We start from the raw sequence: 20,942 nt of genomic DNA, 5'->3' as shown, positions 1-20,942 counted from the left end.
TATTTATTATTGTCCGACAAAAGCAGGCATCGACTGTGACGAGAAGTTGATCGTCTGCAGCATTCTCAGCAGCGCGGTTACAGTATCCAGCGAAGTCATACATACAACGCCGTTCTCAACCGCTTCCCGGCGGATACGGAACCCGTCACGCTCAGGCGTCTTGCCTTTGGTCAGTGTATTGAAGACGAAGTTCGCCTGACCGCCGCGGATCAGATCCAGAATGGTCGGCTCACCTTCATCCAGCTTGTTGACGTTCATCACGTTCAGCCCGGCCTGCTCAAGCGCAAGCGCAGTACCGCCGGTAGCGATGATTTTGTAGCCCATGGCATGGAAGCCTTTCATCAGCTCAACCGCTTCAGCTTTGTCTTTATCTGCTACGGTAACGATGATTGCTCCGGTGGCCGGAATCTTCATTCCCGCACCGATCAGCCCTTTGTAGAGCGCTTTGGCATACAGCTTGTCGCGGCCCATAACTTCGCCGGTCGATTTCATTTCCGGTCCAAGAGTCGGTTCTACTCTGCGCAGCTTGGCAAAGGAGAACACAGGTACTTTTACCGAAACGTAGTCGCTTTCCGGCCACAGCCCTTCTGTGTACCCGTCTTCCTTCAGCTTTCCGCCGAGGATGATCTTGGTTGCCAGATTAGCCATTGGAATGCCTGTCACCTTGCTCAGGAAAGGAACCGTACGCGAGGAGCGCGGGTTAACCTCGATCACATACACTTCGTTCTGATAGATGACAAACTGGATGTTGACCAGTCCGATTGTCTTCAGTTCCTTAGCGATCTTGATCGTGATCTCGGAGATCTTCTGCTTCAGGCCTTCATCCAGATATTGCGGCGGATAGACGGCGATGGAGTCACCGGAGTGAACCCCTGCGCGTTCTACATGCTCCATAATTCCCGGAATCACTACGGTCTCGCCATCGCAGATCGCGTCGACTTCAACCTCTTTGCCCAGCATGTAACGGTCGATCAGCACCGGATGCTCCGGATTAACCTTCACCGCTTCAACCATATAGCTCAGCAGCTCTGTATCGTTGTAGACAATCTCCATTGCACGGCCGCCGAGGACATATGATGGACGAACCAGCACCGGATACCCCAGCGCTTGCGCTGTTTCAACGGCTTCGTCAATGTTGATAACCGTCTTGCCTTTTGGCTGTGCGATATCCAGACGGGCCAGAAGTGCTTCGAATTTCTTGCGGTTCTCCGCTTCATCGATGCTCTCCAGGCTCGTGCCCAGAATGTTCACACCTGCTGCTGCGAGCGGTGCAGCCAGATTGATTGCTGTCTGTCCGCCGAACTGTACGATAACCCCGATCGGATTCTCCTGGGCGATAACGTTCATGACATCCTCGAAGAACAGCGGTTCAAAGTACAGGCGGTCTGATGTATTGAAATCCGTTGACACCGTCTCAGGATTATTATTGATAATTACGGCTTCATAGCCGGCTTTCTGGATGGCCCATACTGCATGCACGGTAGAGTAGTCGAACTCAATACCCTGGCCGATCCGGATTGGACCGGAGCCGAGCACGATAACCTTCTGTTTATCGGAATGTATCACTTCATTCTCGGTCTCATAGGTCGAGTAGTAGTATGGCGTTGAAGCTTCGAATTCGGCGGCGCAGGTATCGACCATTTTGAATACCGGAACCAGACCCTGCTGCAGACGCAGCACGCGTACTTCGGATTCCTTGGTGAATGCCCCGCCCGGACGCCCTTCGGCACGGATCTCGGCAATCGCCCGGTCGGTGAAGCCCTTGCGTTTAGCCTGATAGAGAATTTCTGCGGACAAGGTTTCTTCCGCGCGGATCTCGTCCTCGAAGTTCACGAGGCCTTCGATCTTGGACAGGAACCACCAGTCAATATTCGTCGTATCCTGAATATCCTGCAGCCCGTAGCCGCGGCGGAACGCTTCTGCAATCAGGAACAGGCGCTCATCATCCGCTTTGGCGAGTCTATTACGCAGTACACTGTCTTCAAGCAGCTCTGCGCCAGGCAGACGGAAACGGTGCACACCGATCTCCAACGACCGGATCGCCTTGTGAATCGACTCTTCGAAGGTACGCCCGATGGCCATCACTTCTCCGGTTGCCTTCATCTGGGTACCCAGCTTACGGTTCGCAGAGATGAACTTGTCGAAGGGCCAGCGCGGGATTTTGCTGACGATATAATCCAGTGTCGGCTCGAAGCAGGCATATGTCTGTCCGGTAACCGGATTGACGATTTCATCGAGCGTGTAGCCGAGGGCGATTTTGGCGGCCATCTTGGCAATCGGATACCCGGTCGCCTTCGACGCCAGCGCCGACGAGCGGCTTACGCGCGGATTCACTTCAATGACATAGTATTGATAGCTCTGCGGGTCCAGTGCGAACTGCACGTTACAGCCGCCTTCGATATTCAGCGCGCGGATAATCTTCAGTGAAGCGCTGCGCAGCATCTGGTACTCACGGTCAGACAACGTCTGGCTTGGCGCTACTACGATACTGTCGCCTGTATGTACGCCAACCGGATCAAAGTTCTCCATGTTGCAGACTACGATACAGTTGTCATTCTTATCACGCATGACTTCATATTCGACTTCCTTCATGCCGGCGATGCTCTTCTCCACCAGACATTGGCCGATCGGACTGTAACGGATACCTGCTTTGACGGTTTCACGCAGCTCTTCCTCATTGTCGCAGATCCCGCCGCCTGTTCCGCCCAGCGTGTAGGCCGGACGGACGATCAGCGGATAGCCGATGCCGGCGGCGAAGCCCATCGCTTCTTCCACACTTGTGATGATGGCACTCTCAGGAACAGGCTGATCCAGCTCACGCATCAGCTCGCGGAACAAGTCGCGGTCTTCTGCTTTCTCAATGGATTCCAGCTGTGTACCCAGAAGCTTCACATTCTCGGATTTCAGTACGCCTGCACGGGCCAGCTCCACTGCCATGTTGAGGCCGGTCTGTCCGCCCAGTGTCGGCAGCAGTCCGTCCGGACGCTCCTGGCGGATAATCGCCGTCACGAATTCGAGCGTAATCGGTTCAATATATACTTTGTCAGCCATATTGGTATCGGTCATGATCGTAGCCGGGTTGCTGTTAATCAGCACAACCTCTACGCCTTCTTCTTTGAGCGCCTGGCAGGCTTGTGTGCCCGCATAGTCAAACTCGGCGGCTTGGCCGATGACAATCGGACCGGAGCCGATAACCAGAATTTTTTTGAGTTTATCGTTCTTAGGCATGTTATAGTGCTCCTTTCACGGCTTCAAGCTGTGCTGCAGGTTTCGGTGCCGTGATTCTGGCATTGGCCGCAAGCTGCGCCTGGCGCGAGCCTGCCGGCAGTTTCGCCTTGTGGTCTGCGATCATCTGCAGGAAACGGTCGAACAAGTAGCTGCTGTCATGCGGTCCCGGCGCCGCTTCCGGATGGTATTGCACCGAAAAAGCGGGGTAACGGGTATGCTTCAGTCCTTCGACGGTCTTATCATTGTTGTTAATATGCGTTACTTCCAGATCCGTGTTCACTACGGATTCTTCATTAACCGTGTAACCATGGTTCTGCGATGTGATGAAGCAGCGTCCGCTCTCCAGCTCTTTGACCGGATGGTTACCACCGCGATGGCCGAATTTGAGCTTCTCGGTATCGGCGCCGCATGCCAGCGCGAACAGCTGATGACCCAGACAGATGCCGAAGATCGGATATTCGCCGAGCAGCTCGGAAATGGTCTTGACCGCATAAGGCACATCCTTAGGGTCCCCAGGGCCGTTCGACAGCTGGATTCCGTCCGGATTCAGGCGGCGGATCTCATCTGCAGTCACATCGTGAGGCACGACAACCACATCACAGCCGCGGCTGTTCAGCTCGCGCAGAATGCCTGTCTTCGCGCCGTAATCTACCAGCACGATACGTTCCTTATTCCCCGGGCTGCTATATGTCTTGGTTGTGGAGGTACGGGCTACCTGATTGCGCAATTCTTCAATTGTAGTATCGCCCATCATTTCCATCAGTTCTTCCACACGTTTATTCGAAGTGGTGAGGATCGCCTTCATCGTGCCGTGATGGCGGATAATGCGGGTCAGCATCCGGGTATCAATCTCGCTGATTCCGGGAATGCCGTATTCCTTCAGCAGATCGTCTACACTGTATTCAGCACGCCAGTTGCTGGGCACAGTCTCGTGACGACGCACCACAAAGCCGTGCACAAAAGGGCGCACAGATTCGAAATCATCACGGGTAATGCCGTAATTTCCGATCAGCGGATACGTCATTGTGACGATCTGGCCGCAGTACGAAGGGTCCGACAGCACCTCCTGATATCCCGTAATTCCTGTGTTAAATACAACCTCGCCCGTCTTTTCGCCTTCCGCGCCAAATGCGGTGCCTGTAAACAGCGTTCCGTCCTGAAGCAGCAATCTCGCCTGCATTCCCTTCCACTCCTTCTTGTTTCTGTAGTCTGATGCTTATGTCACGGCCGGCAGCCTGGCTGCCATAACCGTCAGTTATACTTCACTCCATACGGCTCTGCCGTCTACCCAAGTCTTCACCGGCCAGCCCTTAAGCTTCCATCCGCCAAAAGGAGTATTCCGCCCTTTGCTGGCAAACGTTGCCGGGTCCACTTCCTTCTCTTCATTCAAATCAATCAGTGTCAGATCGGCAGGCGCCCCTACTGCAAGGCTGCCAGTGTTCAATCTGAACACCCGGGCCGGATCAGCGGTCATCCGCTGGACCAGCAGGGACAGATCCCATTTGCCAGTGGCCACAAAAGCGGTATACAGCAGCGGGAAGGCTGTCTCAAAACCGACAATGCCAAACGGTGCAAGCTGCATGCCTTTTGCTTTCTCTTCCGCACTGTGCGGTGCGTGATCGGTAACGATGATATCTAGTGTGCCGTCCAGCAGTCCTTCGATGCAGGCCTCCACATCGCGGCGCGAGCGCAGCGGCGGGTTCATTTTCCAGTTCGCGTCCATTCCCGGAATGTCTTCCTCCGAGAGCAGCAGATGATGCGGGCACACCTCAGCAGTCACCTTGATGCCGATCTGCTTAGCCTGACGGATCAGCCGTACCGATTGCTCGGTGCTGACGTGGCAAACATGGTAGTGAACGCCAGTAGCCTCAGACAGCAGTATGTCGCGGCCTACATGGATGGCTTCCGACTCATTCGGAATTCCCTTAAGCCCATGCTTGTCGGCAAACGTACCTTCCGCTACCGCGCAGCCCTCAACCAGCGAGTTGTCCTCGCAGTGCGCGATGACCGGCATATCCATTCCTGCCGCCAGCTTCATGGCATCCTTCATCATTTGTGCGCTCTGTACGCCTACACCGTCGTCGGTGAAGCCGATCGCTCCAGCCGCTTTCAGTGCCGCAAAATCAGTCAGCTCAAGTCCGAGCTCATTCTTCGTAATGGCCGCATAAGGCAGCACCTTCACGAGTCCGGCTTCACGCGCCTTATCTTTTACCAATTGAACGATCTCTGCACTGTCTGTTACCGGGCGTGTATTCGGCATGCAGGCGATGGTCGTGAATCCGCCCTTGGCCGCCGAACGTGCGCCGGTCTCAATCGTTTCCTTATGCTCAAACCCCGGTTCACGTAAATGCACGTGCATATCGATCAGTCCCGGAATCAGCAGCTTGCCTTCCGCTTCAATAATCTCCCCGGCTTCTTCAACCGCTTCCGCGGCATCCAGAATCTTAGAGATTACCCCGTCCAACACTACAATATGCTTGCGCTCCAGCACGCCTTCTTGGCCCAGTACACTGGCGTTTTTAATGATCACGGTTATGATTCTCCTTTGTGCCTCAGGCCGCAGCCGTAAGCTCTTAAGTTATTATATAATAAAAATTCATCTTTGTGTATATTTATTAGTAAAGTTATGTGAGGTTTTTTTGCGGAATCTTGCTACTGAAGTGCTCTCTCCATCACTGCCATCCTTACCGGGACTCCATTCGCCATCTGCGGGAAAATCCGTGACTGGCTGCTCTCCACCACTGCGTCATCGATCTCGACATTGCGGTTGACCGGCGCCGGGTGCATGATGATCGTCCCCTTGTCCAGCTTCGCAGCGCGTTCTTCCGTAAGTCCGAAGTGCTCCCGGTACTCTGCTGCCGATAAAATAATACCGGAGGAATGCCGTTCCAGCTGCACTCTCAGCATCATAACCACATCCGCTTTCAGCGCTTCTTCCATTGAAACGTATGGGGCGTAGGCGGCAAGCTCAGGAGCCTGCATATTCGCCGGTGCGCAAAACTGAACGCTTGCACCCATCTTCGTCAGTGCCCACAGGTTGGAGCGTGCCACCCGGCTATGCATAATATCTCCGATAATCGACACTTTCAGGCCCTTCAGTTCTCCAAAATGCTTGCGCATCGTGTACAGATCCAGCAGCGCCTGTGTAGGGTGCTCATTGTTGCCGTCTCCGGCATTAATCAGCGGGATGCTTACCTTCTCGGCCAACTGCTGCAGCACGCCTGCAGGCTTCAAACGCACAACTCCGGCATCGATCCCCATCGATTCTAAGGTGCGTACGGTATCGTAGATCGACTCGCCTTTTTCTACACTGGAAGCTGCCGCCGTGAAGTTCAGGACCTGAACGCCCAGCCGTTTCTCGGCCATTTCGAAGGAGAAGCGGGTCCGTGTGCTATTCTCAAAAAACATGTTGGCAACAAAATGCGCTCTCAGTACCGGCGTGAGCTTCTCGCTCTGATTGTCCCAGTAAGCCGTTCTGTTCAAAAGCTGGCTGATTTCCGAAGCGTCCAGCTCCTTAATCCCCAGCAGACTGCGTTCCTTCACTTTGGTTGCCGTCATCATTGTTATCGTTCCTCCCGGTTTGAAATAATGTACACTTCGTCCTTGCCGTCGTATTCGGTCAGTGACACTTCAATCTGCTCATGCCTGGAGGTAGGTACGTTCTTGCCGATATAGTCGGGGCGGATGGGCAGTTCCCGGTGTCCGCGGTCAGCCAGTACCGCCAGCTGGATCATCCGCGGCCGTCCGCAATCCATCAGCGCATCCATCGCCGCCCGGATGGTTCTGCCGGTGTACAGCACATCGTCGAACAGAATCACTTTCTTGTCCTGGATGCCGTTGCTGCCCGGGGGCAGGGTCAGATTGCTGTTGACCACAGCCTTGTCCATCGACTCCCTGTTGTCACCGCCGCCTTCGCGGTCATCGCGGTAATGCGTGATATCCAGCTCACCGTAAGGTATATCCACGCCTTCAATCTCCTTGATGCGCTCCGCAATCCGCTGGGCCAGATAAATCCCTCTTGTACGGATGCCGACCAGCAGACAATTCTCAATACCCTTGTTCTTCTCCAAAATCTCATGTGCAATGCGTGACAGTGCCCGGCGAATCGCCGTTTCGTCCATAATGACATTTTTTTCAGTAACCATCATCGTGCCATCCTCCTGCTTGATCGCCTGTTCAAGTTCCCGGATAAACAAAAAACTCCTTGCCCGAAACAGGCAAGGAGTGAAATCCGCAGATTCAAAAAGATGGCGTGTCCGCGCGCATAAAAAGGCTCTCCGTACTCATACGGATTCCTGCTTCCATGTTCGCGAACCTCGATTCACGTTACCTTGCCAGCCTCACGGGACTGAATTAAAGGCGCATATTCAACTATAGGGAATTATGACAGATGAAAGGGGTGGTGTCAAATGGGAATGAAAAATTCTATGAGGGGGAGTTTAGGTGAATTGCGCGGCTGCGGTGATTTTGGACTTCCGGCCGCTGTTGTCTCCAGATTTATTTGATTAACCGCTAAGCGGATTAAATCCGGAGACAAAGGCGGACGCTAACGCTCCTACAGTTCCAAAAACCCCTCCGCCGCTTCCACCTAAACGGGGTAAACCATTACCGATTGCCACCACCCGGGGAGGGGTGGGGCAGGCAAGGTGCACTATAGCACTGCGCTGATAGTGCATATTTGGAACTAAAGCTATCCTGAAAAGCATGGCCTTTTCATTAAACATGTCTTTCTAAGCTAACATTTTCTTACATACAACAATGCTGAAAAGAGAATGAACCTTTTATTCAGATTCCTTCCGCAATAATGTCAAAAGATCATCAAAGATTCCGGGTGTCGTGAATACGGCCTCTTCACCATAGAGTTCATTAGGAATGTGTTCGGGCACCACATGTACATTGCAACTTAATGCTCCCGCCTCCCGCGCAATCAAGCCTGCGGCGGCTACGTCCCACGGTGAAAGACTTTCCGTATGCGCATCTAATTTACCGGACGCCACATAACAAATGTCTACTGTCGGTGCGGCAAAACGCCTAATGTCACGACAGCTTCTTCTGAGTCGGTTCACTCTTTCGATTGCTGGTTCCACTTTTGCTGGATCATGCGGAAAACCTGTGCCTATGACAGCATCTTGCAGCGAAGTACATGTACGAATTCGTAAACGCTCACCATTGCAATAGGAGCCTTCCCCTTTAATCCCAACTAAGTACAGTGCAAATACGGCGCATATACTGCTCCTGCAAGCACTACACCATCGAGGGCAAAAGCCAATGAAACGCCGTAATGCGGCAGGTTGCGGGCAAAATTAACTGTTCCATCTAAGGGATCAATTACCCAAACCGGACCGTCAAACTTGAAATTATCCCAGTTATGTACTCCATTTTCCTCCGAAAGAATTCGATGACCTTGAAATTTACCCATAATGGCTTCTTGAATGGTTCTTTCCGATAACAAATCAGCGGATGTCACAAGTTCACCATAATCCTTGTAATTCACTTCAATTTTTTCCCGGCTGCGCAATTCGGAAATTCTGTCACCCGCTTTTGTTACAGCCTGCTCTGCAAACAACGCTAATTCTCGAAGGTCGAACTTCATTTCGTTCATTTTCCTCCTTATCGTGCGTTTCTTTTAAGTAATTTCTTAAAAACAGTAATGATTATGGTATCTGCTTAATAAGGAATCATCAACATTTTGAGAGACAACTTTGATGATCTTGCTTGCTTCAATTTAATCATACCTTCAAAAAATAATCATTGCGTAATTTATAAAATTATCCAGCTTATAAAAAATTCGTAAAATGATTGAACTATCCTGCCCGCTGGCTTATTTTCGTTCCCGCCCCGCCTCTGCTATGATTAAAAATGGAGGCGAACAAATCATGGACCTGGAGTTTATTACAGTAGATAAATGGGATGAACAGCTCTGGAAGCAGATGGAGCCGGTGTACCGGGAGGCTTTTCCCAGCGGAGCCAAACCGGAAGGGATTCTGCGCGGTATGCTGGAGCGGCGAATTGCTTATCTACATGCGGGACTGGATCAGCAAGGGCAAGTTGCCGCTATGGCCGTTACTGGGGTCGTGGAAAAGACTGAAGATAAGGTACTGATCATAGATTACTTGGCTGTCGATAAGAAGCTGCGCGGGGCGGGTACGGGAACCCGGTTCCTCGGACAGATCAGGGACTGGGCAGTGCGAGATCACGGCATCCGAGGGATTATTATCGAAGCTGAATCCGGAACCTCGGATACACACAAGGAGCGCATTCGTTTCTGGGAGCGGAACGGATTCGTCCTGACCTCCTATGTCCACCAGTATATCTGGGTGCCGGAGCCGTATCAGGCGATGCTGCTGCCGCTGGATGGTAGCGGACATGTACCGGATGACGGCGAAGCATTGTTCCATCATATTAATGCCTTTCACAGCAAGGCCTACCGGAAGGGTTAGGCTATTGTTCATTAGGTCAGCCGGGAGTTCCCGGCTGGCTTATCTTTATATTCGAGGCTGCTAACGCCACCTCATTCTCAACACCGTCCCGTGCATGCTGTCCCCCCTGTTACCGGCCTGCCTGTCCAAGTAATGTTGCACATTTTACAGGATTTTTGCTCCGCAAATACATCATTGGACTAAATGTTGTATTTTTTACAGCATTTAGGATGAATATTTACTTTTCTGAAGCGGATTGTTGTAAAAAGTGCAGGATTTGCGCTTTCAGGGCCTGTTTCGTCTGAGTAAAGTTGCAGTTTGTACAACATTTGACCAGACGGAGTGGATAGTGAGGCTCGGGAGCGATCGGCTGCCATAACAAAAAGCCGCTGCAGATTTCTCTGCAGCGGCCCATCAACCAAACTTAAAATTCGAATTCAACGTCGCTCAGGCGTCTTTGAATTTCGGAAATTACACGCTTCTCATCTTCCTCGCCTTTGGCAACGAAAGTCACGGAGAAACGGACGAACGCGCCGGCATCATCCCAAGGCACGGTGGAGATCAGCTTCTCGCGGATCAGGAACTGTGAGAAGTCCTCGCCGGATTCGAAGCGGCGTCCGCCTTTAACCCCTTTTGGAGCAGCTACATAGAGGAAGAAGGAACCCTTCGGTTTCTCTGCCTTGAAGCCCAGGCTGTTCAGTGCATCCACCAGCATGTTGTGGCGGCGGGAGTACTTGGCAGCAATCGCTTCGGTAATCTCAGGATGAGACAGACCGTATGCGGCAGCTTTTTGAATCGCGATGAATTGACCGGAGTCATTGTTGTCCTTCACATCACTGAACGCCTTAACGATCAGCGGGTTGCCGGCAACGAAACCGATTCTCCAGCCAGTCATGTTGTAGGACTTGGACAGGGAGTGCAGCTCCACGCCGACATCCTTGGCACCAGGTACGGACAGGAAGCTCAGCGGCTTCACGCCATCATACGTCAGCGCTGCATAAGGAGCGTCATGGATAACGACTACATCATATTTCTTCGCCCAGGCTACTACTTCGCTGAAAAATTCAGGAGTTGCGCTTGCGCCTGTAGGATTGTTCGGATAGTTCAGGTAGAGCAGCTTCGCCTTGTGGGCTACGTCTTCGGGAATAGAGTTCAGGTCAGGCAGGAAGTTGTTCTCCTTCTTAAGCTCAACGGAGTAGACTTGTCCACCCAGATATTTGGTGTGAGTGCCCAGCACCGGATAACCCGGAACGGTCATGATGGTGATGTCACCCGGATTAATGAAGACCGATGGCAGCATAGCCAGTGCAGGCTTCGAACCGATGGAATGTACGATTTCATTTACCGGGTCGATGCCGTCTACCTGGAATACTTCCTTCAGATAAACAGCAGCCGCCGCTTTGAATTCAGGAATCCCGTTGTCGGAATATCCGCGGTTTTCTTCTTTGGCAGCTTCAAGGGCAAGTCTGGCCACAATGCCTTCATCCGCCATTTCGTCCGGCTCGCCGACGCCCATGTCGATCAATTCAATGTTAGGAAAATCCTGCTTCGCCGATGCTTTGGCGCGTTTGATTTTCTCGAATTTGTAGATGGAAGTGTCCTTGCCATATCCGGCGCCGCCGATGCGGTCCGCAAAATTAGTCTGAATGAATGTTTCCTGATAGTGTTCAATACTCATAATCTTCGTCTCATCTCCTGGCTTTTGTTGTGAATCCATGATCTAAATATGAAGCAAAGCTGTCTTAGAAGCCATGGACTTATAATCTATTCATTTGTACTTATCTGCTGCGCAGTGTGTACAGCACTTCTTCCATATCTGCCGGAAGCGGCGCGCTGAACTCCTTATACTCTCCTGTGATAGGATGCACAAATCCCAGTACAGCGGCATGCAGAGCCTGTCCAGTCATCGTCGTGCCTTTGCTGCGTCCATAGATTGGATCGCCGACCAGCGGATGACCGATGAACTTCATATGCACACGGATCTGATGCGTCCGTCCGGTCTCCAGCTGCAGTTCAAGCAGTGTACAGTCGCCGAACCGCTCCAGCACCGTAAAATGCGTCACAGAACGTTTGCTGTTCTTCTCGGTGACCATATACAGCTTACGGTCATGCGGATCACGGCCGATTGGCGCATCTACTGTGCCCTTATCATGAGACAGATTGCCATGCACTACTGCGATGTAGCGGCGGGTTACACTGTGCTCCTTCAGCTGCGCGGCCAGCGAAGCATGACTGGCATCATTCTTGGCAGCCATAATCAGACCGGAGGTATCCTTGTCGATGCGGTGCACAATGCCCGGACGAATCTCGCCGTTAATGCCTGACAGGTCCTTGCAATGATACATCAGCGCATTGACCAGGGTGCCTGAGGGATGTCCTACTGCCGGATGCACCACCATACCACGCGGCTTATTCACCACGATAACATCGCTGTCTTCATATACAACCTCAAGCGGGATATTCTCCGCAATTAAATCCGTAACTTCGGCTTCCGGAACCGTAACAGCCACCTTGTCGCCTTCATACAGCTTGTAGTTAGCTTTGACCGGAGCGCCGTTCACCGTCACATGACCACCGCTGATCCACAGCTGAACCTGCGAGCGGGAAACCTCTTCTTCCCAAGACTCCGTAATGTACTTATCAATCCGTTCCCGGGCATTCTCCGCGGCAACCATCCATTCGGTGACGTCTCTTTCTTCTTCGAGGGCGCCAGAAACCGCCTGCTCATTGACGTCTTTATTCAAAATCATTCATTCCCTTCTCTGACTTCCTGTGATTCCTTAACTTCGGTGACTTCCTGCTCGCCTTTCACATCCAGCAGCGTATCGAGAATAATCAGGGCTACCCCGACCACGATGCAGGAATCGGCTACGTTGAAGATCGGGAAGGTATAGCTGCCGAAATTGAACATCAGGAAATCCACAACTTCACCGTTCAGAATCCGGTCGAGGAAGTTTCCGACGGCTCCTCCAAGCACCAGCGACAATGCCGTAGGCAGCAATTTGCGGGTCTTCCGGGCCTTGTTCAGATACCAGACGATACCGGCAACAACTATAACCGTAATTACAATGAAGAACCACTGTTGTCCTTCAAGAATTCCGAAAGCGGCTCCACGATTGCGGTGGGACGTGATAATGAAGAAATCCTTTATAACCGGAATCTGCTCTGCAATCTCCAGCCGGGTAGCAATCAGATATTTGGTACCCTGGTCAATCAAAAATACAATTAGCGCAATCAGAAAGTACACCACAGAAGTTGTCACTCCGTTCTTATTTTTCCCGCGGTCCGCGGTACGAATACTGTATAAAGACTTGTATATTGTAGCACAGGCCTCAAGATACCGTCCATTGCAAGGCACTCTAAACCCGCCAAAGTCCGGGCACTATTTTCCATCGCTAAAAAAGGGCCCCTGCGGCCAAGCTATACAAGCGGAAACGGCTTTGCCCTTCTTTATAAAGACGGTACCGTTTCAGCGAGGATTAAGCCACCGAAAGGAGCTCACAGCAATGAGCCATCTGACATCAACCCAGCTCTCCGGGCTGCGCGCATTACTGCTACAGCAGCAGGAGGACATCAAGCACAGGCTGCAAAATAATGAGCATTACGGACTGCAGGAAGCTATGCGCGATACTACAGGAGAGCTGTCCGAGATCGACAACCATCCCGGCGATGCCGCCACCGAGCTGTATAACCGTTCCATGGATATTTCCCTGCTGGAGCGGGACGAGCATGAGCTGGACGATATCGAAGCGGCGCTGCGGGCGATGGATGAAGGCACCTATGGCATTTGCATAGCCAGCGGCGAACCGATTCCTTATGAACGTCTGGCCGCGATTCCATCCACCCGTTACACCAAAGAGCATGCTCCCCGCCAGAGCGCTCCGTTTACCCGCCCGGTGGAGGAGGAGCTGCTGTCTCCGCCTTTTGGACGGACCAGCCTGGATGAGCGGGAGGACCAGAACGGCTTCGACGGGGAGGATGCCTGGCAGATTGTAGAGAGCTGGGGCAATTCCGATTCCCCTGCCATGGCCGAAGGCAATAACATCAGCTCCTACAATGATATGGAGATCGAAGCGGACGAAACCGAAGGCTTCGTGGAGCCGTGGGAGAATTTCGTCGCTACCGACATTACGGGAAATCATCTAACCATCATCAAAGGCAACAGTTACCGCCATTACATGGACGACGGGGAAGGCGACTATCTGCTGGACCCGCTCAAAAAAGAAAGGGAGTAGCCCCGTGCTGCTCTTTTTTAATTTGGACCCGGGTCAGAAGGTCTTCAGCTCCAGCTGATGCTGCACGATCCGCACGATGTCCGCAATATAGTCCCCGATAATCGGCAGATTCAATGCCCCGAGCACCTGAAGCACATAAATAATCGTCGCCGCAAAAAAAGTAAACCCGAGCGCAATCCCCAGCCCCCGGGCTACTCCGGATAAAATATTCAGCCAGATCAGCCGGAACGGCGAATGCAGCAGCTCCGTATATTCCGAAATCCGCGATTTCTCCATCTGCTGGGCCAGCTGGGTGGTCATCCGGTACAGCGCGTTCAGCTTTTCCTCCTGCGGCAGCTCCGCCGGATCACCGGCTGCTGCGAGCGCGGCTGCAGGCTTTTGAGAAGAAAATGGTGTCTGTATACGCTCCCCGGAATGCAGGAATTGCCGCTTCTCCTCCGGTACTTTACCGGTATCCCTGCTGCTGTCTACTCCCGAGGTCTGAATTGAAATTCTGCCCGGCCCTTCCGGCCTCTCCGGCTTCCCGGCCTCCGTATCTCCATCTTTCCATCCGCCCATGCCTCCGGCACCTCCCTCGAATCTCTATGACCCGCAAAGCAAACGAGCCCGGTTAAAGAGACTTATCTCTTTAAGCACGGGGCTCGTCATTTTGCATTCTAACCCATAGAAGCTTTTCCTTTGCGGCTAGTATATGCCATATAGGGACAAGTGATGCAGGGTGTGTGTTACTTAAGCGCCGATATGAATTCCGATGCTCTTGCCGCCGGCATCCACAGTTTCATAGGTATAATCTCCGTCAAAATCAACCGTAGTCACCAGTACATTCTCGCGCAGCACATGCTCGAATGCGGTAACCGCCGCCTTAAGCTCGTCATCGACATGCAGCGTAAGAGCAATCCGTTTGTCGATCGGCAGATCCAGGCGTTTACGGTAATCCTGCACCGCACGTACGACTTCGCGTACCCAGCCTTCCTGCACCAGCTCCGGTGTGATTTCGGTATTCAGCGCCACCGTCAATCCATAGCCGGAAGCCGAGGCAAAGCCTGGTTTGGCCTGCTTCTCAACCAGCAGCTCCTCGGATGTGATCTGCAGCTCTTCCCCGTCCGGCGATACAATGGCGAGTCCGCCGTCCTGTACGGTTTTGCGGGTAGCGTCACTGTCCATGGCCTTAAGGTAGCCCTGCAGGAAGCCGACGTTCTTGCCGTATTTCTTGCCTGCGACCTTCAGGTTCAACTTCAGGGTGAAGTCCACAAATCCGCTGTCGCTGTGCTCGATTACAATATGCTTCACGTTGATTTCGTCTTTGATCAGCTCTTCATAATCCGCCACATTGAAGTCATCATCAATCGATGCGATCAGCTCAGACAATGGCTGGCGGGTCTTGATGCCGCTCTCGTTGCGTACGTTACGGGCCAGTTCCACGATCCCTCTGGCGCTCTCCATATCTTTTTCCAGTGCAAGATCGATCAGATTCTCATCCGCTACCGGGTAATCCGCGAGATGCACGCTTTCGCCGCCGCCCAGGTTCGTAAAGATATCCTCGGACAGCATTGGTGTGAACGGTGCCATCAGCGTAGCTGTGGTCAGCAGGACATGCGTAAGTGTGCGGTATGCGTCCAGCTTCTCTTCGCCCAGCCCGCTGCCCCAGAACCGGTCACGGGAACGGCGGATGTACCAGTTGCTCAGCTCATCTACGAAATTCTCAATTGCTTTGGACGTATTCACGAAATCGTTAACGGCAAGACCTTTATCCACCAGCAGGATCAGACTGTTCAATCGGGACAGAATCCAGCGGTCGAGCTTATGCTCTGACAGCTTGAACGGGTGATCCGCAGGATCGTAGCCGTCGATACCGGCATACAGCGTCAGGAACGCATGCGTGTTAACCAGCGTATCCACAACCTTGGACTTCGTCTCTCCCACCAGACCGCGCGAGAACCGTTTGTTGTTCCATGGCGCACTGTCAGACAGAATGGCCCAGCGGAACGCGTCGGTGCCGTATTCGTTCATGATCTCCCAAGGGTCGATGACATTGCCCTTGGACTTGGACATCTTCTGGCCGTTCTCATCGAAAATATGACCATGGGCGATTACCGCCTTGTAAGGCGCTTTGCCCGTGAACAGCGTCGATACGGCAAGCAGGCTGTAGAACCAGCCGCGTGTCTGGTCGATCCCTTCGCAGATCATATCCGCCGGATACTGGTCTGCGAATCTGTCCTCATTCTCAAACGGATAGTGACTCTGGGCGAACGGCATCGAGCCGCTGTCGAACCATACGTCGATGACTTCCGGTGTGCGCACCATTACGCCGCCTTCACTGAACGGACTCCGCAGCTTGATGTTGTCCACATACGGCTTATGCAGCTCGATATCCTCTGCTACTTCGCCGATCGCCATCGATCTCAGTTCAGCAATACTATGCGGAGCGAACTCCTTGCCGGTGTCCTGGCAGACCCAGACATTCAGCGGCGTGCCCCAGTAACGGTTACGGCTGATATTCCAGTCCACCAGCTCCTCCAGGAACTTGCCGAAGCGGCCTTCACGCACATGGTCCGGATACCAGTTCACACTGTTATTGTTGGCGATCAGCTGATCCTTGATCGCTGTTGTCTGGATGAACCAGCTGTCTGTTGCATAATAGAGCAGCGGAGTATCGCAGCGCCAGCAGAACGGATAGCTGTGCTCGTACTTCTCTTTACTGTAGAGCAGTCCCCGTTCGGACAATACCTTCACGATATCGAGGTCGACGTCTTTGACGAACCGTCCGGCAAAATCGCTCACCACACTGGTGTATTTACCGGAGGTATCCACCACATTCACGAAGCTGATGCCATTCTCGCGGCAGCTCTTGTAGTCATCTTCACCATGTGCCGGAGCCATATGCACGATCCCGGTACCGCTGGAATCCGTAACAAACGATGCGCCTACGATCACATTATGCTTCTCTGCCTTGATATAATCGAACGGCGGAGTGTAGCTCTGGCCGATAAAGTCCGCACCGGTATGGGTGGACAGGATCGTATACTCGCCTTTGAGCACCTCATCCACTAGATTCTTGGCCAGTACATATACGCCGTCTTCCTGTTGGGCACGCACATATTCCATATTCGGGTTCATTGCCAATGCCATATGCGCCGGAAGGGTCCAAGGCGTGGTCGTCCAGGCCAGCACATAATCGCCGCTGCCGTCCAGCTTGAACTTAGCTGTAGCACTCAGGTCCTTGACTGTCTTGTAGCCCTGCGCCACTTCATGGGAGCTCAGCGTCGTCTGACAGCTCGGGCAGTACGGGCTGACGCGGTGTCCGCGGTACATTAAGCCTTTGTCATGCACGGTAGCGAGGATATTCCACACGCTCTCGATGTAGGTGTTATCCAGCGTAACGTAAGGGTTATCCAGATCCGTCCAGTAGCCGATTGCTTCGGTGAACTCACGCCACTGCTTCTCATAGCCGAATACACTTTCCTTACATTCCTTGATGAATTTCTCTACACCGTATTCTTCGATGTCCTGCTTGCCGGAGATGCCAAGCTTCTTCTGCACGCCGAGTTCAACCGGCAGGCCGTGGGTATCCCAGCCCGCTTTGCGGATTACGCGGAAGCCCTTCATCGTCTGGTAGCGGCCGACGAAGTCCTTGATGACCCGGCCCAGCACATGCCCGATATGCGGCACGCCGTTCGCCGTCGGAGGTCCTTCATAGAACACATAGTTCGGGCGTCCCTCGCGGTTCTCCATGGATCTGCGGAACGTATTCTCGTCGCTCCATTTTTTCAGGATACGGACATCTCTGGCCCGTGCTTTTTCTTTTACATCTACTTTATGCATGATGGTCAATCCTTCCGTGGTTTAGTCTTTAAACCTTTTCGATCCCTCCCAAACCCTCCCTTCGCCAAGGGAGGGCCCCAAGGGCTCCGCCCTCTGGACACCCGGAAAGTTTGTCGATCTCCAGGGGAAAGGTGTTTGGTAAGTTAATTTTGTTGTAATGCCCGCTTACGCCGCAAGCGGCACGCTCTACCTCAGGCACCCGGCCCGCGAACCCGTTAGGGCAGCGCTGGGCCGGGGCCTTGCTCTTGCCCTGGCACCCGGTCCGCGAACCCGAAGGGCAGCGCTGGGCCGGAGCCTCGCTCTTGCCGGGCACCCGGCCCGCGAACCCGAAGGGCAGCGCTGGGCCGGGGCCTCGCTCTTGCCGGGCACCCGGCCCGCGAACCCGAAGGGCAGCGCTGGGCCGGAGCCTCGCTCTTGCCCTGGCACCCGGCCCGCGAACCCGTTAGGGCAGCGCTGGGCCGGGGCCTCGCTCTTGATCTTCGCCCTAAGTCTTCCGCAGTTAAGGCCCCGCAGGCGTACCCGTCAGGGCAGCCTAAGAAGGGCCGCGCCATTCGCCGCAGTAATCCTTCCCCTTCCGCCATCGTCACTCACCACTCGGAGCACTTGTTGCAGGTGTCCAGAGGGCGGCCAGCCCTTGGGGTCCCCCTTGGAAAGGGGGATTTAGGGGGATGGACCCACACAAAAAAAGCGTCATCCAGCCCCCAAAGGGGCGAGACAGCGCTCGCGATACCACCCTAATTTGCACCTCATGCACATCCTTAGGGGAGTGTATTCAGTACAATCTCAGTTCCGCATGCAGAAATGCCACACGGGTCCGGGATAACGTCCGGCAGACGGCATAGCTTACACACGTATGCATATACGCTTCAGCTTAGCTTCTAGGGGAGGATCTTCCGGCAAGGCGTGAACGATCGGCTCGCAGCAAACACCGACTCTCTGGAGAACGTTACCTTATCGTACTTGTCCCGTCATCGAATTTCGATTCAATGGATTACAGATATGTTCTAGTTATAGTCTGTTTAGAACCAATTGTCAAGATCCATAGGCCCGGAACCGGGAAGGCAGGGTTATAATAACAGCTCCCAGCTTACCGGAGTGCCGAGGGGAAGATCCTTTTTCATTTGTTTTCCTAACAGCAGGTCGTAGTATTTCGGATCTAGACCATATCCTGGACGAATTACTTTAATATTATCCCCCGTCAGCACTTCACCAGCCTTTATATCCTTAGATACATATATCGACCGCCTGAATTGAAGTGATTTCTCCTCGTCCTTCGTGGGACCGATGGAAACCCTGCCGAGTGCCCTCCAGGCCGTATCCGTCTCTCTCACGAGGGAAGCAAATTCCCCGGGCTCCAGAGAAAAAGCCGCATCAACCCCGCCATCCTCAGGGTTAAGGGTGAAATGCTTTTCAATGACAGTGCTGCCCAGCGCTACACTTGCAACGGCGGCCCCCACGCCCAGGGTATGATCTGATAAGTCTACCTGGCAATGAAACACTTCGCTCAAATACGGAATGGTGTTCAGATTTGAGTTTTCGGGCGAAGCCGGATAACTGCTTGTGCATTTTAATAGAATATACTCACTGCAGCCTGCACCGGTTATTGTGTTTACCGCATGTTCAATTTCGCCGAGAGAAGCCATTCCTGTAGAAATAATCATCGGCTTTCCCTTGGAGGCGACTTTGAGGTTTCATCAAACGGTGTACTGAGGGGAATCATCCCTAGTTCCCTGCAGGCATCAAATATTCTTCCGTGCCATTCCCAGGGGGTATACGCCTCCTTATAGAGCTCAAATAGAGACTTTCCCTTCCAAAGCCCTTTGGATTCAGGAATCATGAAATCTCTCTCCTGGATATTCAGCGTCATCGTTTCGGGTGTATACGTTTGAATTTTAAATGCGTGTGCGCCAGCCTTGGCCACCGCCTTAACCAGCTCAAGTGCCCGGTCAAGTGGCTGATTATGATTGCCGGACATTTCCGCGATGATAAAAGGAGGATCCCCGCTTCCTATACGCCGGTTACCGATCGTGATTTCCTTCATTTGCTCCAGCAGCCTCCTCTTTCAACACTTCACTGTGCTTCTCCCATTGCTCCTGAAAGATCGCCATTAATACCACATCGGTATATTGTTGATTTCTATGACCTATAGGCTGTTCTTGATAAAAGCATAATTTCACAAGCTTGCTTGCATCCTTCTCCGCAGAATTCAGCCATCTGTAATGCTCATCTAAGGGAATGGGCTCAGCATGATTCATAAAAGGACGGATATGGCCGGCGTTGCGCCACTCCAGGACAAGGCTCTTATGTTCTTGACCCAGGTTCTCCAGCTTATAGTCATTAATGTCTGCCATAGTCCCCTCCCATGATCCTGTCTATAACCTCATTGAACCGGCCCTCTCCCATAAGCTGAAGTGCCTTCTCAGACATATCTTTCACCAGTGAGGTGTTCCAGACCATCCTTAGGAATGTATCTGTAGGACATCATGTTTTTCAGGTATTTGCCACAAACCAAGAGGATCTTCAGGGAGACATTACTGTAACTGGCCCTGTTATCATTACTGCAAAGGTTTTCGCGCCGCAATAAAACACAAAAAAACTCCTTTGTAGAAGTCTTGTTTATTAAACAAACAAGATCAATAACTTCTACTAAGGAGTTTTTTATTCAAATGAATGGCCCGGATTCCCGCTCACAAGGCGTTCTCAGTAACCTCGCGGCTCTCAAGCGCATTCCAGTCATCCTGCGACAGCAGCTCCAGCTGGGCCTCCAGCAGGGTCCGGAAACGGGTGCGGTAGATTGAAGCCTGCTTGCGCAGCTCTTCTGTCTCGATCGCTACCTTGCGGGATTTGGACAACGCTTCGTTGATGATCCGGTCTGCATTTTTTTCCGCTTCCTTAAGGATCAGCTGTGACTCTTTTTTGGAGTTGTTCTTCACATCATCTGCAGCCTCCTGAGCCACGATAATGGTCTTGGACAGGCTTTCTTCAATATTGACAAAATGATCAAGGCGTTCCTGAATGGATAAAAGCTGGTTGTGCAGCTCTTTGTTCTCACGAATAACGCTTTCGTAATCCTTAATGACCTGATCCAGAAATTCGTTGACCTCATCTTCGTCATAACCGCGGATTCTCCGAGAGAATTCCTTGTTATGTATATCGAGCGGTGTTAATGGCATGCTGTGCACCTCCTAGAAATTTCGGACATCCATTGTCCCTGAACGATAGTCTGTCCGGAAGACAA

General features: G+C 52.7%; 16 protein-coding genes and 1 pseudogene. 2 read left to right on the top strand and 15 right to left on the bottom strand.

Features of this window, described 5'->3' with window-relative positions; genetic code table 11:
* Positions 1-6: 6 nt before the first annotated feature.
* From carB to NYE33_RS12795, 7 genes are all read right to left on the bottom strand, one after another.
* A complete protein-coding gene (carB, locus tag NYE33_RS12820; protein ID WP_042139366.1) occupies positions 7-3,228 on the bottom strand; it encodes a carbamoyl-phosphate synthase large subunit in 3,222 nt (1,073 codons plus the stop codon).
* 1 nt (position 3,229) lies between these two features.
* The gene (gene carA / locus NYE33_RS12815; protein ID WP_042139367.1) at positions 3,230-4,408 is read right to left on the bottom strand and encodes a glutamine-hydrolyzing carbamoyl-phosphate synthase small subunit; all 1,179 of its coding nucleotides are present in this window, start codon (positions 4,406-4,408) and stop codon (positions 3,230-3,232) included.
* Between the two features lie 75 nt (positions 4,409-4,483).
* Complete coding sequence (locus NYE33_RS12810) at positions 4,484-5,764, bottom strand: dihydroorotase (RefSeq protein WP_340948888.1); 1,281 nt, start codon at positions 5,762-5,764, stop codon at positions 4,484-4,486.
* Between the two features lie 116 nt (positions 5,765-5,880).
* Complete coding sequence (locus tag NYE33_RS12805) at positions 5,881-6,789, bottom strand: aspartate carbamoyltransferase catalytic subunit (RefSeq protein ID WP_039304360.1); 909 nt, start codon at positions 6,787-6,789, stop codon at positions 5,881-5,883.
* Positions 6,790-6,791: 2 nt separating this feature from the next.
* Positions 6,792-7,373 (bottom strand): bifunctional pyr operon transcriptional regulator/uracil phosphoribosyltransferase PyrR, encoded by a 582-nt coding sequence (gene pyrR, locus NYE33_RS12800; protein ID WP_039304472.1) that lies wholly within the window; start codon positions 7,371-7,373, stop codon positions 6,792-6,794.
* Positions 7,374-8,009: 636 nt separating this feature from the next.
* A complete protein-coding gene (locus tag NYE33_RS36460; protein ID WP_445669809.1) occupies positions 8,010-8,381 on the bottom strand; it encodes an inositol monophosphatase family protein in 372 nt (123 codons plus the stop codon).
* A 47-nt stretch (positions 8,382-8,428) separates the two neighbouring features.
* On the bottom strand, positions 8,429-8,830 hold the full coding sequence (locus NYE33_RS12795) for an inositol monophosphatase family protein (RefSeq protein ID WP_341065970.1): 402 nt from the start codon (positions 8,828-8,830) through the stop codon (positions 8,429-8,431).
* A 274-nt stretch (positions 8,831-9,104) separates the two neighbouring features.
* Between NYE33_RS12795 and NYE33_RS12790 the strand changes: the two genes are divergently transcribed.
* Complete coding sequence (locus NYE33_RS12790) at positions 9,105-9,668, top strand: GNAT family N-acetyltransferase (RefSeq protein ID WP_052422048.1); 564 nt, start codon at positions 9,105-9,107, stop codon at positions 9,666-9,668.
* Positions 9,669-10,071: 403 nt separating this feature from the next.
* On the opposite strand, the gene NYE33_RS12785 is transcribed toward NYE33_RS12790, so the two are convergent.
* The 3 genes from NYE33_RS12785 to lspA form a co-directional block, all read right to left on the bottom strand.
* Positions 10,072-11,325, bottom strand: coding sequence for an LL-diaminopimelate aminotransferase (locus NYE33_RS12785; protein WP_039304354.1), 1,254 nt, complete (start codon positions 11,323-11,325; stop codon positions 10,072-10,074).
* A 100-nt stretch (positions 11,326-11,425) separates the two neighbouring features.
* Positions 11,426-12,397, bottom strand: a complete 972-nt coding sequence (locus NYE33_RS12780; protein ID WP_336103784.1) for an RluA family pseudouridine synthase — start codon at positions 12,395-12,397, stop codon at positions 11,426-11,428.
* Positions 12,394-12,897, bottom strand: coding sequence for a signal peptidase II (gene lspA, locus NYE33_RS12775; protein ID WP_076244020.1), 504 nt, complete (start codon positions 12,895-12,897; stop codon positions 12,394-12,396). The genes NYE33_RS12780 and lspA overlap by 4 nt, the downstream gene beginning before the upstream one ends.
* Positions 12,898-13,153: 256 nt before the next feature.
* Between lspA and NYE33_RS12770 the strand changes: the two genes are divergently transcribed.
* Positions 13,154-13,882, top strand: coding sequence for a TraR/DksA C4-type zinc finger protein (locus tag NYE33_RS12770; RefSeq protein WP_042238479.1), 729 nt, complete (start codon positions 13,154-13,156; stop codon positions 13,880-13,882).
* Positions 13,883-13,915: 33 nt separating this feature from the next.
* Here NYE33_RS12770 and NYE33_RS12765 read toward each other — a convergent pair whose 3' ends face one another.
* The 5 genes and pseudogenes from NYE33_RS12765 to NYE33_RS12745 form a co-directional block, all read right to left on the bottom strand.
* Positions 13,916-14,218 carry a DUF5665 domain-containing protein gene (locus tag NYE33_RS12765; protein ID WP_144026082.1) on the bottom strand — a complete coding sequence of 101 codons (303 nt, stop codon included), beginning with the start codon at positions 14,216-14,218 and terminating at the stop codon, positions 13,916-13,918.
* Positions 14,219-14,611: 393 nt separating this feature from the next.
* Positions 14,612-17,704, bottom strand: a complete 3,093-nt coding sequence (ileS, locus tag NYE33_RS12760; RefSeq protein ID WP_042139374.1) for an isoleucine--tRNA ligase — start codon at positions 17,702-17,704, stop codon at positions 14,612-14,614.
* Between the two features lie 1,067 nt (positions 17,705-18,771).
* Positions 18,772-19,745, bottom strand: a pseudogene (locus NYE33_RS12755) (N-acetylneuraminate synthase family protein).
* Positions 19,723-20,055: a hypothetical protein gene (locus tag NYE33_RS12750; protein WP_341065966.1), complete on the bottom strand. Its 333-nt coding sequence runs from the start codon at positions 20,053-20,055 to the stop codon at positions 19,723-19,725. Before NYE33_RS12750 ends, NYE33_RS12755 begins: the two are co-directional and overlap by 23 nt.
* Before the next feature lie 336 nt (positions 20,056-20,391).
* Complete coding sequence (locus NYE33_RS12745) at positions 20,392-20,877, bottom strand: DivIVA domain-containing protein (protein WP_042139375.1); 486 nt, start codon at positions 20,875-20,877, stop codon at positions 20,392-20,394.
* Positions 20,878-20,942 lie beyond the last annotated feature (65 nt).

This window comes from Paenibacillus sp. FSL R10-2199, assembly GCF_038000235.1.
GTDB lineage: Bacteria > Bacillota > Bacilli > Paenibacillales > Paenibacillaceae > Paenibacillus_AQ > Paenibacillus_AQ phytohabitans.
Note: the sequence above shows the minus strand (reverse complement) of the source record. Positions and strands in the feature narration are given on the sequence as shown.

Bases quoted from the DNA above. Each gene is read 5' to 3' on its own strand.
- NYE33_RS12770 (WP_042238479.1), top strand. From the start codon at position 13,154: ATGAGCCATCTGACATCAACCCAGCTCTCCGGGCTGCGCGCATTACTG.
- NYE33_RS12795 (WP_341065970.1), bottom strand. From the start codon at position 8,830: ATGAACGAAATGAAGTTCGACCTTCGAGAATTAGCGTTGTTTGCAGAG.
- NYE33_RS12805 (WP_039304360.1), bottom strand. From the start codon at position 6,789: ATGATGACGGCAACCAAAGTGAAGGAACGCAGTCTGCTGGGGATTAAG.
- ileS (WP_042139374.1), bottom strand. From the start codon at position 17,704: ATGCATAAAGTAGATGTAAAAGAAAAAGCACGGGCCAGAGATGTCCGT.
- NYE33_RS12745 (WP_042139375.1), bottom strand. From the start codon at position 20,877: ATGCCATTAACACCGCTCGATATACATAACAAGGAATTCTCTCGGAGA.
- NYE33_RS12785 (WP_039304354.1), bottom strand. From the start codon at position 11,325: ATGAGTATTGAACACTATCAGGAAACATTCATTCAGACTAATTTTGCG.
- carB (WP_042139366.1), bottom strand. From the start codon at position 3,228: ATGCCTAAGAACGATAAACTCAAAAAAATTCTGGTTATCGGCTCCGGT.
- NYE33_RS12750 (WP_341065966.1), bottom strand. From the start codon at position 20,055: ATGGCAGACATTAATGACTATAAGCTGGAGAACCTGGGTCAAGAACAT.
- NYE33_RS12780 (WP_336103784.1), bottom strand. From the start codon at position 12,397: ATGATTTTGAATAAAGACGTCAATGAGCAGGCGGTTTCTGGCGCCCTC.
- pyrR (WP_039304472.1), bottom strand. From the start codon at position 7,373: ATGGTTACTGAAAAAAATGTCATTATGGACGAAACGGCGATTCGCCGG.
- NYE33_RS12790 (WP_052422048.1), top strand. From the start codon at position 9,105: ATGGACCTGGAGTTTATTACAGTAGATAAATGGGATGAACAGCTCTGG.
- carA (WP_042139367.1), bottom strand. From the start codon at position 4,408: ATGCAGGCGAGATTGCTGCTTCAGGACGGAACGCTGTTTACAGGCACC.